Source organism: Paenibacillus sp. RC73 (assembly GCF_044908085.1).
Lineage (GTDB): Bacteria > Bacillota > Bacilli > Paenibacillales > Paenibacillaceae > Paenibacillus > Paenibacillus terrae_A.
In genome coordinates, this window is sequence record NZ_JBIYCV010000002.1 from 686364 (window position 1) to 703714 (window position 17351).

Here is a 17351-nt window from a genome sequence, read left to right on the forward strand (position 1 = left end):
TTAGTAAACGGTATGGCCAAATATACACCGATGATTGAGCAATATTTATCCATAAAAGACCAGGCGCAGGATGCGTTTTTGTTTTTCCGCCTAGGGGATTTTTACGAGATGTTTTTTGATGATGCGATTCTTGCATCGAAGGAGTTGGAGATTACACTTACCGGACGCGAGGGTGGCGGCACGGAAAAAATTCCAATGTGCGGCGTGCCTTATCATTCGGCGGAAAATTACATACAGCGCCTTATTGAAAAGGGTTATAAGGTTGCCATCTGCGAACAGATGGAGGAAGCCTCGGCTACGAAGGGGATGGTACGGCGAGATATTGTCCGTGTCGTCACTCCGGGTACGGTGATGGAAGGCAAGGTGCTGGGTGACAAATCCAACAACTACATGGTATGTGTCACCGAGACGGACGGGATGCTGGCACTGGCGGCCTGCGATTTGTCAACAGGTGAGCTGTATGTGACCTCTGTACCTGATTCGAAAGAATGGCTGTTGGATGAAATTAATATTTATGAGCCGTCAGAAATGCTGGGGGATGGTCATCTGCTCGATTTCGTAACCTCCCGAATGTCACCCGTTGGGCGTCGTGTTGTCTACACAGCCTGGGACAAGTCTAAGGATGATCTTGTGCGTGGTCAATTTGGTGAAGCAACGTGGGCAAGGCTCAACGAGGAACGTAGGCAGTGTGTATCGCGTCTGATTGCTTATTTGAATGAAACGCAAAAAAGATCGTTAGGCCAGTTGACCCAGATTTCCGTTTATGAGCCAAACCATTTTATGATTCTTGATCCATTTACCCGCCGTAATCTGGAACTGGTGGAGACGGTTCGTGAGCGCTCCAAGAAGGGATCGTTGCTGTGGTTGCTGGATCGGACGGAGACGTCGATGGGAGCTCGGTTGCTGCGACGCTGGATCGACAAGCCGCTGCTTAGCAGCCATCTGATCGAGGAACGGCTGGAGGCGGTTGATAAGCTGTACCACCAGTTTATTTTTCGTGAGGATGTGCGTGCACAGCTTAAAGAAATTTACGATCTGGAGCGCTTGGTTGGGCGAATTGCCTTTGGCAGCGCCAATGCACGCGACCTGATTGCACTCAAGCTGTCATTAACCCGAATTCCGGCTTTGCGTGAGCTATGCGCAGAATCGGAATCGGAGACACTGCGCCGAGTTGCCCAGACGCTGGATAGCTGTACAGACTTGTGTGCGTTGATTGAGGAAGCCGTAGCGGACGAGCCGCCTATTTCTGTAAGGGACGGGGGTCTCATTAAGGATGGCTACCATCAGCGTCTGGACGAACTGCGGGAGGCGAGTGTGAACGGCAAGCGCTGGATCGCCGAGCTGGAGGCCAAGGAACGTGTAGCGACTGGTATTCGGTCGCTCAAAATCGGGTACAACAAAGTATTTGGTTATTATATCGAGGTAACCAAATCCAATCTGGCTTCATTGCCGGAAGGACGATATGAACGCAAGCAAACGCTGGCGAATGCGGAACGATATATTACACCGGAGCTGAAGGAAAAGGAATCTCTGATTTTGGAAGCCGAGGATAAGATGGTAGATCTGGAGTACTCTCTCTTCTCTGAGCTTCGCAGTAAACTAAATACTGAAATTCCACGCCTGCAAAAGCTGGCAGAGCGGGTGGCAGAAATTGATGTGTACCAGTCCCTGGCATCGGTCAGCGCAGAGCGTGGCTTCGTGAAGCCTGAGCTGACAACGGGATATGATCTCGTGGTGGAGCAGGGGCGGCATCCCGTTGTGGAAGCTGTGATGAAGGATGGCAGCTTTATCGCCAATGGTACGGCGCTGGAGGAAGCAGATGCGCATATTTTGCTAATCACCGGTCCGAATATGGCCGGGAAAAGTACGTATATGCGTCAGGTTGCGCTGATCGCAATTATGGCGCAGATCGGTTGCTTCGTTCCGGCTGCACATGCGAAAGTGCCGATGCTGGATCGCATTTTCACGCGCATCGGTGCGGCGGATGACCTGATCGGCGGGCAGAGTACGTTCATGGTGGAAATGGCTGATATTCAGGTCATGACAGACAAAGCGACTCCGCGAAGCCTGATCATTATTGACGAGTTGGGACGCGGTACGTCCACCAGTGAGGGGATGGCGATTGCTCAAGCTGTGATTGAATTTGTCCATGACACGATCGGCTGTAAGGCGCTGGTGTCTACGCATTTTCATGAGCTGGCTCATTTGGAGCAAAGCCTGTCCTCGCTGCGGAACTACTCCATGGCGGTACAGGAAAGCGGCGACAAGGTGAATTTCCTGCGTAAGCTCATACCGGGCGCGGCCAGTAGCAGTTACGGTATCTATTGTGCCCGTCTTGCGGGTTTGCCGGATAATATCATTGAACGTGCGAACGGGCTGTTGCATGGCTTTGAGCACGCGGCTGCCCAAGTGACGGCAGGCACCGAGGCTGTTGCAGTAGCGAAGGAAAATGTTGTTCACCGCACAGTTTCAGGAGCTGGAGCTTCTTCTTTGGACGGCACCCATTCAGACCAGACGCTACGGGAAAGCAGGGAAGTGGCGTTGCAGGCTCCACTTATGTCACAGCAAGCCAACGTTGTAAAAGAAAACACTCAGCAGGCGGTGGAAGACTCCAGTGTGCTGGACCATACGGCTACTGGAGTCGTACAGCTGTCCATTTTCGGAGAGCAAGAGCTTGCTCCTGCCAAGCCGCAGCTGGAGACGGCCGAGGTTAATCCGATTGTGCGCCAGATTTTACGCAAGGTGAAAAACGCTGATGTCATGAATATGACACCTTTGCAGGCGATGCAGTTGTTAAATGAACTGAAAAACAAGGCCAACGGCCTGTAGCACCGATATCTGTAGTTAACGATATTATATTTTCATTTTCATTTTCATCACACTTTGAAGTTAGGGGGAGGTTAAAAGGATGTCTAAAATTCGGGTACTGGATGAGCATATTGCCAACCAGATTGCTGCCGGTGAGGTTGTAGAACGTCCAGCCTCCGTCGTGAAGGAGCTGGTGGAAAATGCGATTGATGCGGGCGGTACGCGTGTCGACGTATGGGTAGAGGAAGGCGGACTGCAAAGCATCCGGGTGACGGATAACGGTAGTGGCATCGAGCCTGAAGATGTCGAAACGGCGTTCTATCGGCATGCGACCAGCAAAATTGGGCATGGACGCGATCTGTTCCAGATCACGAGCCTGGGCTTCCGGGGAGAAGCGCTGCCGAGTATTGCGGCTGTATCGAAAGTGGAGCTGCTGACAGCAGCCGGAGATGACGGACGTGCCCGCAAATTGGTTATTGAGGGCGGCAAGCTGGTGCTGCATGAGGATGCAGCCGCTCGGCAAGGGACGGATTTTACCGTCCGGGAGCTGTTTTATAACACGCCTGCAAGGCTGAAATATATGAAAACGATCCAGACGGAGCTGGGGCACATTTCGGATGTACTTTACCGAATGGCGCTTTCACACCCCGAAGTTGCCTTCACATTGCGGCATAACGGGAATACACTGCTTCAAACGCTGGGTAATGGTGATTTGCTTCAAGTGATTGCCGCTGTTTATGGAACCTCGACAGCGAAATCCATGCTGCTGCTGGAAGGAGAGAGTCTGGATTACCGTATTAGCGGCTATGTCAGCCGCCCGGAGTGGACCAGATCGAATCGGAATGCCATCTCGACGGTGGTGAACGGACGTTTTGTGCGTAGCTACGGGCTGAATCAGGCACTGCTTAAGGCGTATCATACCTTGCTGCCGATCAATCGTTTTCCACTAGCTGTGATCCAGCTGGAAATGCATCCTTCACTGGTGGATGTTAACGTTCATCCTGCCAAGTTGGAGGTACGTTTCAGCAAAGAAGCCGAGCTGTTTCAATTGGTTGAGGATTCGGTAAAAGCTGTTCTAGGGCAGCAGGTGCTGATTCCGAAGGCAGTCAAGCGCGAAATCGGCGGCAAGGATAGCGGCTCGTTCGTGCAGGAGCAGTTCCATTTCTCGAAGGGAAGCGGTATGGAAGGAAACTCTTCTGCTGGCGAGAGCCGAGGGGAGGCACAACCGCTTGCCGGACCTTTCCCGGAGGGCCGTGACCCGCGCCAATCTATTCGTTTGGACGGAAATGAGGAGGAACACAGGCTTGGCACGGAGCGTGAGCAACGCCAGAATAGGGAGAGACTCCTTGTCTCTGGTCGGGGGAAAACGTCTTCTGGGCAACGTGTCAGTGACGAGGAACTGGATGCAGATTTTGTGGATGGAAACGATGGGAATGGCGTTAGAGGGAACGATCCGGTGCCTGATAGTGCTTCCGGGCAGGCGTTCGCTACTCAAGAAATTCAAGGGAATAAAAGCGAATCCGGTTCATCCCCTTTGTACAGCGGCAGAGTACAGGAAGCGGCTGCTTCTGTGGCTTATCGGCCTTCTGCTTCACCGGATGCAGGAAACGCTGTGGATTCCCGATATTTCACGGATCAGAAGAAACGTCAGTCACGACTGAATGCAGAGCAGTTGGCGGTGGTGTCGGGTGAGGCTCCCGAGATTCCCGCTTTTCCTGAGCTAAATTTGATTGGTCAGCACCATGGAACCTATTTGATTGCGCAGAACGATCAGGGGCTGTATTTAATTGACCAGCATGCTGCGCATGAACGGGTTAACTACGAATTTTATTATGAAAAATTCGGCAGTCCCGAGGCGGTATCTCAGGAGCTACTCCTGCCGATTACATTAGAATTTACGCCCTCGGAGACGGAAAAGCTGAAAACAAGGCTGCACTGGTTTGAGCAGGCAGGAGTGTATTTGGAGCATTTTGGTGGTCAAACCTTCCGTGTTAGCTCTTATCCTTACTGGCTTCCTCAAGGGCAAGAAGCGGATGTTATTGAGGAAATGGCAGGATGGGTACTGGATGAAAAAGCAATTGATCTTGCAAAGCTGCGGGAAGCAGCCTCGATCATGTGCTCCTGCCGGGCTTCGATTAAAGCGAACCAGAAGCTGACTGACCGACAGGCTGTCGTACTGCTGGAGCGTTTGGCGGCGTGCAGACAGCCGTACACCTGCCCGCATGGGCGGCCCATCGTTGTGTCCTTTTCCATATATGATTTGGAGAAGCTGTTTAAGAGAGTAATGTAAGGGAGTTTATATATGTTGCAGGATCGGGAAAACCGTGAAGAAGAAAAGCAGGTAAGGCTTCGGGAGGAACAAGCCCATTTATTGGTGACGACAGGGGATTCTCCCTCCGCTGAGGTCGTGCAGCGGGCGGAACTGCTTGCAGCCGAGCTGGGGGTGCTGTATGCCCCCCGTCGTGGTATATCGGTAGCAAGGCTGACTGCTGCTCATAGAGTTCGTCAGGCGTTGGTGCTCGTACAGGGTGGGGTGAGGCTGATTAGCCCGGAGCAACCACCGATGACTTTTCACCCGAGCATGGGCTTCATCCGCGCCAAGCGGGTGTTGAAGGGCGAGCCTGATCCGATGCTGACCGCCGCTCGGCTCGTTCCGGGGGACACCGTGCTGGATTGTACCGCAGGACTCGGAACGGATTCCCTCCTGTTTTCAATTGGAACAGGAAGTTCTGGACAAGTAACTGCTGTGGAAAGTTCTTTTCCTGTCTATGCTTTAATCAAGGATGGAATGAGGCATTACCGTTCCGGCAACGCTGCGGTAGATGAGGCATTTTCCGGCATTGACGTCCGCTTTGGTCATCATTTGGATTATTTGCGTAGCTTGCCGGATCGCAGTGTGGATATTATCTATTTTGACCCGATGTTCCGTGATCCGTTGCTCGATTCTAGTGCAATCGGTCCATTGAGAGGATTGGCTAACCCGGATGCTCTGGATGAGGAAAGTATTGTTCAGGCAAAACGTATTGCAAGGAAAACAATTGTATTGAAGGAAAAACGGGGCAGCAGGGAATTTGCCCGCCTTGGCTTCCATGTGGAGCAACGGGGCACAACGAAAACAGTGTACGGAGTGATTGATATTGATAGCGGCATCTAAGCCTAAACTACTTGTTCTTGTCGGCCCGACTGCGGTCGGCAAGACGAAATTAAGCATCGAGATGGCACGGCAATTTGGCGGGGAAATTATTTCCGGAGATTCCATGCAGGTGTACCGTCATATGGATATTGGAACTGCCAAAATTTCCGAACAGGAAATGGAAGGAATCAAGCACCATTTGATTGATATTCATGAGCCGGAATACCCATATTCGGTAGCTGCATTTCAGGAAGATTGCCGTCGTCTCATACCGGATATTCATGCCAGAGGGAAACTGCCGTTTATCGTAGGTGGGACAGGTTTATATGTGGAGTCTGTCTGCTATGAATACCAGTTTTCCGAGGTGGGAGCTGATGAAGCTTTTCGTCAGGAACAGCTTGATTATGCCGAACAATTTGGAGCCGAGGCGCTTCATGCGCGACTCCAGGCGGTTGATCCCGAAAGTGCACGTCGTCTGCATCCCAATGACCGGCGCCGAGTCGTTCGAGCGTTGGAAATTTATCATGTTAGCGGAACGACGCTCAGCTCGCAATTGGCCAGTCAAAAAAAGGAATCTCCCTATCAGCTTTGCATCGTAGGTTTGACAATGGATAGGCAAATGCTATATAAACGTATTGAAGACCGAATTGACGGGATGCTCGATCAAGGGCTTGTTGCTGAGGTAACCTCCTTAATGGAACGGGGAGTGCGAAGCGATGCCATCTCCATGCAAGGTCTAGGCTATAAAGAGATATCCTCCTACCTGCGAGGAGAGGTGTCTTTGGAAGAGGCGGTGACTTGGCTGAAACGGGATACGCGTCATTTTGCGAAGCGGCAGCTCTCGTGGTTTCGCCATATGAAGGATATCCAGTGGGTAGATGTCACCGATTTCGGAAATTTTTCTGCTCATGCAGCCCGAATACACGAAATTATAGCAGGAAAGTTCCGGACAGACCTTGAATATACTTCAAAACAATCCAAATGATTATTGGGGGTACGGCTAAAATGAACAAGTCCATTAATATCCAAGATACGTTTCTGAATCAATTGCGCAAGGATTCTATACCGGTAACGGTATACCTGATCAATGGATTTCAGGTGCGGGGAACCATTAAAGCATTTGACAACTTCACAATTGTTATCGACTCGGATGGAAAGCAGCAGCTGATCTACAAGCATGCTATTTCCACCTTTACACCGCAACGCAATGTGTCGCTTGTACAGCAACAGGAGAACGCCAGCGATAACTGATTACGGCTTGACGGTCGCCCGGGTTGATGAAACTTTTTAAGCGACCGTCTCGTCTAACCGTATAGGAATGAGACCCGGAGCAACCTGAACAGGGTTGTTCTTTTCATTCCGTTTGCTTTCATGCTGCCAACAGCAAGCTATATATACGTTCGGCAACATGTGATTAATCGCGAAAGGGAGTCAGGGGAATGCCAAACGATTCATTGTCCAGATCCGGCAATCGCAATAGAAACACACCTAAAGAGAAGCCGAAGGGCAAGAAAAAGAAAATTACAGGTAAGCAAATTGGATGGACACTGTTTATTACGGCGGCGTTAGCTATATTCTGCGCGCTTGGTGGATATTTGTTTGTCATGGTAAATGGCGAACAAATTTACAAAGCCAACAAGGATAAAATTACAGTGAACGAGACATCAAAGGTTTACGATCGTAACGGTGTGCTTATGGGCGAGCTGTCCGTGCAAAAAAGCGATCCCGTTAAAAGTGAAGAAATTCCGCCATTGCTCAAAAAAGCTTTTATAGCAACAGAGGATAAGCGATTTATGGAGCACCAGGGGGTTGATATTTGGTCTATCGGTCGGGCGGCCGTAAAAGATATCGTAGCCCGTTCGGCAGTGGAGGGCGGCAGTACGCTGACCCAACAGTTGGCCAAAAACCTGTTTTTGTCGCGTGACAAGACCTTTTTCCGTAAAGCGACCGAGGTATCTATTGCAATGGCGCTAGAACGGAATTTGACTAAAGATGAGATTATTACGTTGTATTTGAACCGAATTTGGTTTGGACGTTCATATTCAGGAATCAAGGCAGCTTCGGTGGGGTACTTTGGGCAATCGAACTTAAAAGAATTAAAGCTATGGCAGATCGCCACGTTAGCAGCTATTCCAAAAGGACCTTCCAAATATAATCCAATTAGTAATCCGGAAAACTCAAAGGAACGACGTGCTGTGGTTCTCCAGCTGATGTTTGAGCAGGGAATGATTGGCAAGCAGGAAATGGAAGAGGCCAAGGCTGTAGATTATGATTACAAGCAGCCGGAAAAAGTTCAAAAGTATCAAAATTTTATGGAGTATGTGATGAATGAGGCGGAGGATGCTTTGCCGGGAGTCAGCGGAAACGATCTGATCGTTGGCGGCTACAAAATTCATACGACGATGGATGCTCAGGCCCAAAATGCGCTGGATCAGGCGATGGCAGATGATAGTATGTTCGAAAAGAGCCCGGACGATCAGCCTGTTCAAGGCTCCATGGTCATTATTAATAACCAGACGGGCGGAATTGCCGCGATGGCACCCGGACGGGATTACAAAAAGGGAACCTTTAACCGCGCGACGCAAAGCCGCAGGCAGCCAGGTTCGGCCTTTAAACCTATTGCGGCGTATGCGCCGGCACTCGAATCCGGCAAAGTTACAATGGATACACCTTTGAGTAATGAGCGACAGAGTTTTAACGGGTATAGCCCGAAAAACTTGCACGGTTACTCTTCGACCATCAGTATGACCGATGCGATTACAAAGTCTGAAAATATCCCGCCAGTATGGTTACTCAACCAGATCGGTGTGGAAAGAGGGGTCCAATTCGCGGAAAGCGTAGGCATCCCGATGGACAAAAATGATCACTCGCTCGCTATCGCATTGGGTGGACTAAGTAAAGGAACGAACACGCTTGAAATGGCACAGGCATACAGTGCTTTTGCCAATAATGGACAGTTCCAAAAAGCTTACTCCATCAAGCAAATTAACGATAGTGATGACAAAACGGTTTACACTCACAAAGAAGAATTTAAAACCGTAATGAGCGAGAAAACAGCTTATGAAATGACGCAAATGATGCAAAATGTAGTCAATAGCGGTACGGGCCGCAAAGCCCGTATTAATTGGCCTGTAGCGGGTAAAACGGGTACAACCCAGAGTGGAATTAGCGGGAACAGTGGCAACCGTGATATCTGGTTTGTTGGTTATACGCCGGAATATACTGGTGCAGTATGGATGGGCTATGACAAGCCGGACAGCAAACATATGCTGAGAAACTACAGTGGGCAGTCGGCAGCCTTTTTCGGAAGGGTCATGGGTGAAGCCCTCAAGGGGCACCCGGTTACGCAATTCAGCCAGCCAAAAGGATATGAACCACCAGTTGAGCAGAAGCCAGACGTGCCGGTTCAGGTTACCGCTCCAAGCGGACTGAGCGGGTCTTATAGTCAGGATACCCAAATTGTATCGTTGACCTGGACTGCGGCGGCGGGAGATAATGTGCAATACCGCGTGTATCGCAAAGAGGCTTCCGAAGGGGGCTTTACGGTGATTATGGAGGCGATGAAAGGCACGAGTGGTGAAGATACGTCTCCATTAGCCGGAGCCGCGTATGAATATTATGTAACGGCTTATGGAGCGGATGGTAAGGAATCTGATCCATCCAATACAATCCGTGTGGAAATTCCGGCAGAGACTACTCCGGTAGATCCACAGCAGGGAACTGATCCGAATCAGGATGGAACATTACCGGATAACAGCGGGACTACAGACGGTCAGAACGGCACCGATCAGGGGAATACAGTCCCTGGAGGTACCGATAATAGCACCAGCCCAGGGCAGGTTCCGACGATTCCTGGAGACACTAGCGGAAATGGCACTGGCAGTACAGGCAATCACAGTGGCAGCTCTGGCACCGGCAGTGACACGAATCAGGGGAATGGCGAGACAACAACACCTGATGCAGGTACCTTCAATAGTGATACCACGGTAAATCCAGTTACCACGGATCCATCTACCACAGGGACTACACCGGATGGAAGTCAGGAAACCAACTCCAACGGTCAGTCGAGCTCCAATCGTGGACATCGCAACCGAGAATAGAAGACGTATGCTGTGTGTGATTTGAATTTGTTTTATACTAAAGGTATTTTCGGACCATATTATGGTCTGGGAATACCTTTTTTTGTTGTGGCAAAGGGTGTTATTTTTGAGTGTACAGTTTAAATATGGTAAGCTGGTTTTACCAATGTTGGAGAGGAACATCATTTATGAAGCGCAAATTCGGAGACCGGGCCAACTGGCGCAGAATAACGAACCGCAAGTTTGCTTGCCGGTATGTGGAAAGTGACGTGTTTACAGGATATGTGACCTTGTATACCATTTTGAGTCTCAAGGAGCCGTTATGGAAAAGTTACGGCGGTCATACGTTTTGCATAGCGGATAAAGGGTATTCCTGGTTGCAATATTATCCGAAGGGTGCGCATTATGTAGTAACTGCTATGTTCGACAATCGGGAGCAGATTGTGGAATGGTATATTGATACCTGCCGAAATCAGGGAGTGACCGATCAGGGTGTGCCCTGGTTTGACGATTTGTATTTGGATGTTGTCGTACTTAAAAATGGCGAAATCTTTTTGGTGGATGAGGATGAGCTGGAGGATGCGTTACAGCGCGGGCATATCTCGACACAGGAGGCAGAACTGGCTAACCGTACAGCGGCTGAGGTTTTACGACGGATAGATGCCCATATATTCCCCTATTTTAAAATGTCGCTGAAACACCGGGCAGAATGGTTTCACAACGGTGACTTTAAGAGGGATCGGTGAAGGTTTTGCAGAGGATTAGAAGCACTGGGCCAAAAGATTCTGAATCAAAAAGCAGGCTGAGCGGCCCAGAGAAAAAGTTTTCAGCAGCCAAGCGTCTTGTGCTTTGTCTGCTGGTTATCATTATGATCGGTTTGGTATGGGGAGGTATTCGATTTTGGAATATGAATAACGCTGCCTCTACCACTCCGCTTCAGCAAGCACAGGTAGGAATTGTACTAGGGGCTTCCATGTGGGGAGCAGAGCCAAGTCCGGGGCTAAAGGAGAGGCTGAACGAGGCCCTGCAGCTATACCGCAACGGTACAGTAAAGCGTCTGATTGTAAGCGGAGGGCTGGACAAACCAACTTACCCGTATACAGAGGCTGAGGGGATGCAACGCTATTTGGTTGACAGAGGTATTCCAGCGCAGCATATTGTGTTGGAAAACCATGCGACCAGCACCTACGAAAATCTGCTGTATAGCCAGCGTATCATGCAGGAGTATGGTTGGACCTCGACTGTGATTATCACACATAGTTATCATGGCCCACGGGCGCTGGAGATTGCCCGATTTTTGAATTTGGAGCATCCCCAGATGGCTCTGGCAGAATCTAAAGTACTGAATATGCCGCTTCATCAATCGAGAGAAGTACTGGCTTACGCCAAATGGACGCTGCAAAAGTGGTGGCTCAGTGCCCAAACCTGGGTGTCCTGAAACGTACAAAGTTTTCTCATAAAGGCATCTTCTCTATAAACAAAATGCTTTGCACAAGCTCCTGTTGCTTTTATGCTAATAAGGACATGCCGGGCCGAATACATTAATAGGGTAAGCTGTGCCTGAAGAAATGTTGAGGTGATGGATGCATGAACGGACGGGGAATCGCCGCGGGCAAGCGGACGGAGGAGAGACCTTCCAGACAAATCAATGTCGTGCTGCGTAGCCCGGAGCCGATAGCTTCAGTAAATGTTGATGAGACGGATGCAGCAACTTCGACCAAGTCGCAGGCGTTACCGCAGTATCTTAGTCTCTATCAGGAAATTCAGAAGGAACTCGATCATCTCGTCGGCTTGGATAACATCAAAGACCTGGTATTTGAAGTATATGCTTTTTTGCAAATTGCCCATATGCGTACTGATGCGGGGCTGTTGAGTAACGCGCACGTATATCACATGATTTTCAAAGGAAATCCGGGTACAGGGAAAACGACGGTGGCCCGCATTATCGCTAAAATGCTGCAAAAAATGGGGGTACTGAGCAAGGGCCATCTGATTGAGGTGGAGAGGGCTGATTTGGTAGGCGAGTATATCGGACATACAGCGCAAAAAACGCGGGATCTGGTCAAGAAGTCTCTGGGTGGGGTGCTGTTTATTGATGAGGCATACAGTTTGGCGCGGGGAGGGGAAAAGGATTTTGGGAAGGAAGCTATTGATACCTTAGTAAAATCCATGGAGGATCAGAAAAATCAATTTATTTTGATCCTTGCCGGATACTCGGGTGAGATGGACTTCTTTTTGCGTACAAATCCAGGCTTGCCTTCCCGTTTTCCCATCCAGCTTGATTTTCCGGACTATACCGTGGATCAGCTTATCCAAATTTCCGAAATGATGGCCAAAGAACGGGATTATATTCTCATGCCTCAGTCCATACTCAAAATGAAAGAGCATCTGTTGAATGAACGCAACGACAGTCTTCATGCATTTAGCAACGCGCGTTATGTCCGCAATGTGATCGAAAAAGCGATTCGGCATCAGGCTGTCAGGTTGCTCAATCAGTACAGAAGCGGGCAGCCGGGAAAGCAGGAACTGATGACGCTGCGTCCTGAGGATTTGAAAATGGACAAAAGATAGGCGATAATAGAAATCTGAATCACATCGAATTGCATAACATCAAACGGGGGCCGGCCTGAATATCAGGTCGGTCTCTGTGCGAGAGTTAATATGGAAAATAAAGGAGCAAACAATATGGCGAACTCCACTTACGATACACAAACCGAAATGCAGGATAAGGCGGTACTGGTCAGTCTGATTACGGATGAAGTCAAGCGTTCTGGCATCAATACAGAATACTCTCTGAATGAACTTGTGAAGCTGGCCGAGACGGCTGGTGTTGAAGTGCTTAGCGTTTTGACCCAGAACAAGGAAGCAAAGGACTCCAAATGGTTTATCGGCAAAGGTAAGGTAGAGGAACTGCGCGCAGCTGCCGAGGAATTGGGAGCGAATACGGCTATTTTTGATCAGGAGCTGTCGGGGGCTCAGGTGCGAAATCTGGAAGAAAGTCTGGATCTCAAAATTATCGACCGTACGCAGCTTATTCTGGACATCTTTGCCCAGCGAGCGAAAACACGAGAAGGTATTATTCAGGTTGAGCTGGCGCAGCTGTCCTATTTGTTGCCCCGTTTGTCTGGACACGGCAAAAATCTGTCACGACTCGGCGGAGGTATCGGAACACGTGGTCCCGGTGAAAGCAAGTTGGAGACAGATCGTCGTCACATCCGTGATCGTATCAGCGATTTGAAACGTCAGTTGGAGGAGGTCACCCGTCATCGGTATTTACATAGAGAGCGCAGACAAAAGAGTGGTATTGTGCAGGTAGCGCTTGTCGGTTACACCAATGCGGGTAAATCAACGCTGTTAAAGCAACTAACGGCGGCTGATGTATATATTGAGAACCAACTGTTTGCGACGCTGGACCCTACCTCAAGAACGATGGAGTTACCGAGCGGCAAAGAGATTATTCTTACAGATACCGTTGGTTTTATTCAAAATCTTCCTCATGATTTGGTAGCTTCTTTCCGCGCTACTCTGGAGGAAGCTAATGAGGCTCATCTTATTTTGCATGTGGTAGACGCTTCTTCGGATATGCGTGACGAACAGATGAAGGTCGTGGAAACGATTTTGGAGCAACTGGGAGCAGCGGACAAGCCACAGATCGTATTGTTTAATAAAAAAGATGCTTGTACTCCTGAGCAACTGGAAATGCTTCCTTCCGGCGAGGGCTATTTGAAAATCAGCTCATTCGACGAAAGTGATCTGCTGCGTCTTCGTGAGCTGATTCAGGAGCATCTGAGCGGAGATACGCTGAGATTCCGCATACCGGCAGAACGTGGGGATCTGACATCGGTGCTTTATCGGATCGGGGATGTACTTCTGACTGAATATGATGGCAATGATGTCATTTATGAGGTAGAAGTTCAACGAGGCGAGTATGAAAAATATGGTCATGCCCTCAAGGACTTCACAGAAGGCTAACATCTGATGACGTTTTTAGGTCAATTCAATGATAATGCACATTATCCGAGGAAATGATGTTATAACAACAATAGCCTAAGGCTGCGTAAAGAGAGAGGGTCATGAAGGTAAAATGGTAGTTTTTAGTCCAGAAATCCAACAAATACAGGAAACAGCAGAACGCAAAATACAGGAACGGCTACAGCGCATAGATCATATTGTAGATGCAAATCAGTGGAAGGTTATTCAGGCATTCCAGCGGAAGCAAGTGAGCGATTTTCATTTTGCCGGCTCTACGGGATATGCGTACAATGACCGAGGGCGTGAGGTACTGGAGGAGGTCTACGCCGATGTGTTCGGTGCGGAGGCGGCATTGGTCCGCCCTCATTTTGCCTCGGGAACTCATACGATTTCCACTGCTTTATTCGGCGTTCTGCGTCCAGGTGATGAGCTGTTGTATATTACGGGGCAACCGTATGATACGCTTCACAAAGTGATCGGCAAGCCCGGCGATGGGACCGGGTCATTGCAGGATTTTGGCATTATTTATGGAGAAACGGCGCTGTCAGCAGAAGGTAAAATAGATTGGAAAGCAGTGGAGGCTGCAATCCATGCCAATACGAAGGTGATCGGCATCCAGCGTTCACGCGGCTATGATTGGAGAGCTTCCTTTAGTGTGGCAGATATCGAGGAAATGACAGCCCGTGTAAAGGCGATTAAACCTGACGTTATTGTCTTTGTGGACAATTGTTATGGTGAATTTACCGAAAAGCTGGAGCCTACTCAGGTCGGTGTCGATTTGATGGCAGGTTCACTGATTAAAAATCCTGGCGGCGGCATTGCCGAAACGGGAGGATACATTTGCGGTAAACAGGAGTATGTAGAGCTGGCAGCCTACCGCTTAACTGCACCTGGAATCGGAGGTGAGGTAGGGGCCATGTTAGGTACCACGAGAGGTATCTTTCAGGGCTTATTTCTTGCTCCAACACTGGTTGGGCAAGCGGTTAAAGGAAGTATATTCGCAGCTGCGGTCTTTGAAGACATGGGATTTGAAACGAAACCTGCCTGGCATGAGAAACGCACCGATTTGATTCAGGCCATTTCTTTTAGCGGACCGGAGCATTTAATTGCTTTTGTTCAAGGAATTCAGCGTGCTGCCGCTGTGGATAGTCATGTGGTACCGGAGCCGTGGGATATGCCGGGCTACGAGCATCCGGTTATTATGGCTGCAGGCACTTTTATACAAGGAGGAAGTCTGGAATTATCTGCAGATGCTCCGATTCGTGAACCTTATATTGGTTACATGCAAGGGGGCTTAACCTACTCTCATGTGAAATATGGAGTGCTGATGGCCCTGCAAACAATGAAAGAACGTAAATTATTGTGAGTTTTTCTAACATGTCATTGACACTTTGCATCAGCTAAATGTACAATAAGGTGAATAATAGATCACTGGAAGGTTGATGACAAATGGGCGACGAAATTCGCAGAAACATGGCCTTATTTCCAATAGGTATTGTCATGAAGCTAACGGACTTGTCAGCACGTCAGATTCGTTATTATGAACAGCATAACTTGATAGTTCCTGCCCGTACGTCGGGTAACCAACGTCTTTTTTCTTTTAATGATGTAGAGCGTTTGCTTGAAATCAAGGCGTTGATTGAGAAGGGTGTTAACATTGCGGGTATTAAACAAGTCATGAATCCGGTCACGAAGGAATCGGAAGAAGCTACAGTTATTACTGCAGATACGGAAGTCAAACGTCGTGAAATGTCCGATACCCAGCTTCACCGCTTGCTGAAACAACAGCTTGTGGCAGGTAAAAGACCAGGACAGGTATCCCTGATCCAAGGTGAATTATCACGTTTTTTCAATAAGAGATAATGTATAGCCTGCATTTTGGCATACTACCGCTTTACTTGCAGACCAGGCCTCATTATTTAAAAGGATTATGGAACAGCTGATTTGTATATAGTCGTTACAGAAAGGGAGAGGTTAGTGTGAGTTATACCAGAGAAGATATTCTTCGGATTGCAGAAGAAGAAAATGTTCGTTTTATTCGTTTGCAGTTTACAGATTTGCTTGGTACGATCAAGAACGTAGAAATTCCGGTTAGTCAACTGCCAAAAGCGCTGGATAACAAAATGATGTTTGACGGTTCTTCCATTGAAGGTTATGTGCGCATTGAAGAATCTGACATGTACTTATATCCTGATCTGGATACATGGGTAGTTTTCCCTTGGGTAACCTCGGATCGTGTAGCTCGTCTGATCTGCGATATTTATAAGCCGGACGGAGTTCCATTTGCCGGCGACCCGCGCGGTATCTTGAAACGTGTACTCAAGGAAGCAGAAGAAATGGGTTATACTTCGATGAATGTCGGACCTGAGCCTGAATTCTTTCTGTTCAAAACCGATGAAAAAGGTGAACCGACTACAGAATTGAATGACCAAGGTGGATATTTTGACTTGGCACCGATGGATCTGGGTGAAAACTGCCGTCGGGAAATTGTTCTTAAGCTTGAAGAGATGGGCTTTGAAATTGAAGCGTCTCATCATGAAGTTGCACCTGGACAGCATGAGATTGACTTTAAATATGCGGATGCAATCAAAGCTGCCGATCAGATCCAAACGTTCAAGCTCGTTGTTAAGACGATTGCACGTCAGCATGGTCTGCACGCCACCTTTATGCCAAAACCTTTGTTTGGCGTGAATGGCTCCGGTATGCACTGTAACCAATCGTTGTTCAAGGATAATGAAAACGTATTTTATGATGAATCAGACGAACTCGGATTGAGCCAGACGGCCCGCCATTATATGGCTGGTATTCTCAAGCATGCACGTGCGATGGCAGCAATCACGAATCCAACAGTGAATTCATACAAACGTCTTGTACCGGGTTATGAAGCTCCTTGTTATGTTGCCTGGTCTGCCAGTAACCGTAGTCCGATGATTCGAATTCCGGCATCTCGTGGTTTGAGTACCCGCGTCGAAGTTCGTAATCCTGACCCGGCTGCCAATCCTTATTTGGCACTGGCTGTGATGCTGAGAGCCGGTTTGGACGGTATCAAACGTCAAATGACTCTGCCAGCTCCGATTGATCGTAACATCTATGTTATGTCTGAGGAAGAGCGGATTGAGGAAGGGATTCCAAGCCTGCCTGCAGACTTGAAAGAAGCCTTGTCCGAGCTTATTCGAAGCGAAGTTATCTCTGACGCTCTGGGTGACCATGCGCTGGCTTACTTCTACGAGCTTAAGGAAATTGAATGGGATATGTACCGGACCCAAGTGCATCAATGGGAACGTGATCAATATCTGACGCTTTACTAAAATGTGGAATCCCTTGGCGCTCTAAGCGTTGAGGGGTTTTTAGTTTTGTGG

Annotated in this window: 13 protein-coding genes; all 13 read left to right on the top strand. The window is 48.8% G+C overall.

The genetic code is table 11. From position 1 onward, the window contains the following. The first annotated feature begins 12 nt into the window (after positions 1-12). The 13 genes from mutS (at position 13) to glnA (ending at position 17300) form a co-directional block, all read left to right on the top strand. Positions 13-2829 (top strand): DNA mismatch repair protein MutS, encoded by a 2817-nt coding sequence (mutS, locus tag ABH897_RS06745; protein ID WP_404591426.1) that lies wholly within the window; start codon positions 13-15, stop codon positions 2827-2829. Between the two features lie 79 nt (positions 2830-2908). Next, on the top strand, positions 2909-5098 hold the full coding sequence (gene mutL / locus ABH897_RS06750; protein ID WP_404591428.1) for a DNA mismatch repair endonuclease MutL: 2190 nt from the start codon (positions 2909-2911) through the stop codon (positions 5096-5098). 12 nt (positions 5099-5110) lie between these two features. Continuing rightward, complete coding sequence (locus tag ABH897_RS06755; RefSeq protein ID WP_404591430.1) at positions 5111-5962, top strand: class I SAM-dependent methyltransferase; 852 nt, start codon at positions 5111-5113, stop codon at positions 5960-5962. Beyond that, positions 5946-6926 (top strand): tRNA (adenosine(37)-N6)-dimethylallyltransferase MiaA, encoded by a 981-nt coding sequence (miaA, locus tag ABH897_RS06760; RefSeq protein ID WP_283652130.1) that lies wholly within the window; start codon positions 5946-5948, stop codon positions 6924-6926. Before ABH897_RS06755 ends, miaA begins: the two co-directional genes overlap by 17 nt. 20 nt (positions 6927-6946) lie before the next feature. Beyond that, positions 6947-7192, top strand: a complete 246-nt coding sequence (gene hfq / locus ABH897_RS06765) for an RNA chaperone Hfq (RefSeq protein WP_283652129.1) — start codon at positions 6947-6949, stop codon at positions 7190-7192. Between the two features lie 188 nt (positions 7193-7380). Next, positions 7381-10041, top strand: coding sequence for a PBP1A family penicillin-binding protein (locus ABH897_RS06770; RefSeq protein ID WP_404521312.1), 2661 nt, complete (start codon positions 7381-7383; stop codon positions 10039-10041). A 167-nt stretch (positions 10042-10208) separates the two neighbouring features. Then, a complete protein-coding gene (locus ABH897_RS06775; protein WP_283652128.1) occupies positions 10209-10766 on the top strand; it encodes a ribonuclease FAU-1 family protein in 558 nt (185 codons plus the stop codon). Beyond that, positions 10763-11458 carry a YdcF family protein gene (locus ABH897_RS06780; protein WP_283652127.1) on the top strand — a complete coding sequence of 232 codons (696 nt, stop codon included), beginning with the start codon at positions 10763-10765 and terminating at the stop codon, positions 11456-11458. Before ABH897_RS06775 ends, ABH897_RS06780 begins: the two co-directional genes overlap by 4 nt. Positions 11459-11607: 149 nt before the next feature. Continuing rightward, entirely contained in the window at positions 11608-12591 is a 984-nt protein-coding gene (locus tag ABH897_RS06785; protein ID WP_137063337.1) for an AAA family ATPase, read from the top strand. 114 nt (positions 12592-12705) lie between these two features. Beyond that, positions 12706-13992: a GTPase HflX gene (gene hflX / locus ABH897_RS06790; RefSeq protein WP_283652126.1), complete on the top strand. Its 1287-nt coding sequence runs from the start codon at positions 12706-12708 to the stop codon at positions 13990-13992. A 112-nt stretch (positions 13993-14104) separates the two neighbouring features. Then, on the top strand, positions 14105-15358 hold the full coding sequence (locus ABH897_RS06795; RefSeq protein ID WP_404591432.1) for a methionine gamma-lyase family protein: 1254 nt from the start codon (positions 14105-14107) through the stop codon (positions 15356-15358). 83 nt (positions 15359-15441) lie between these two features. Further along, positions 15442-15855 (top strand): MerR family transcriptional regulator, encoded by a 414-nt coding sequence (locus ABH897_RS06800; RefSeq protein WP_007430683.1) that lies wholly within the window; start codon positions 15442-15444, stop codon positions 15853-15855. A 116-nt stretch (positions 15856-15971) separates the two neighbouring features. Continuing rightward, on the top strand, positions 15972-17300 hold the full coding sequence (gene glnA / locus ABH897_RS06805) for a type I glutamate--ammonia ligase (protein WP_404591434.1): 1329 nt from the start codon (positions 15972-15974) through the stop codon (positions 17298-17300). Positions 17301-17351: the final 51 nt, after the last annotated feature.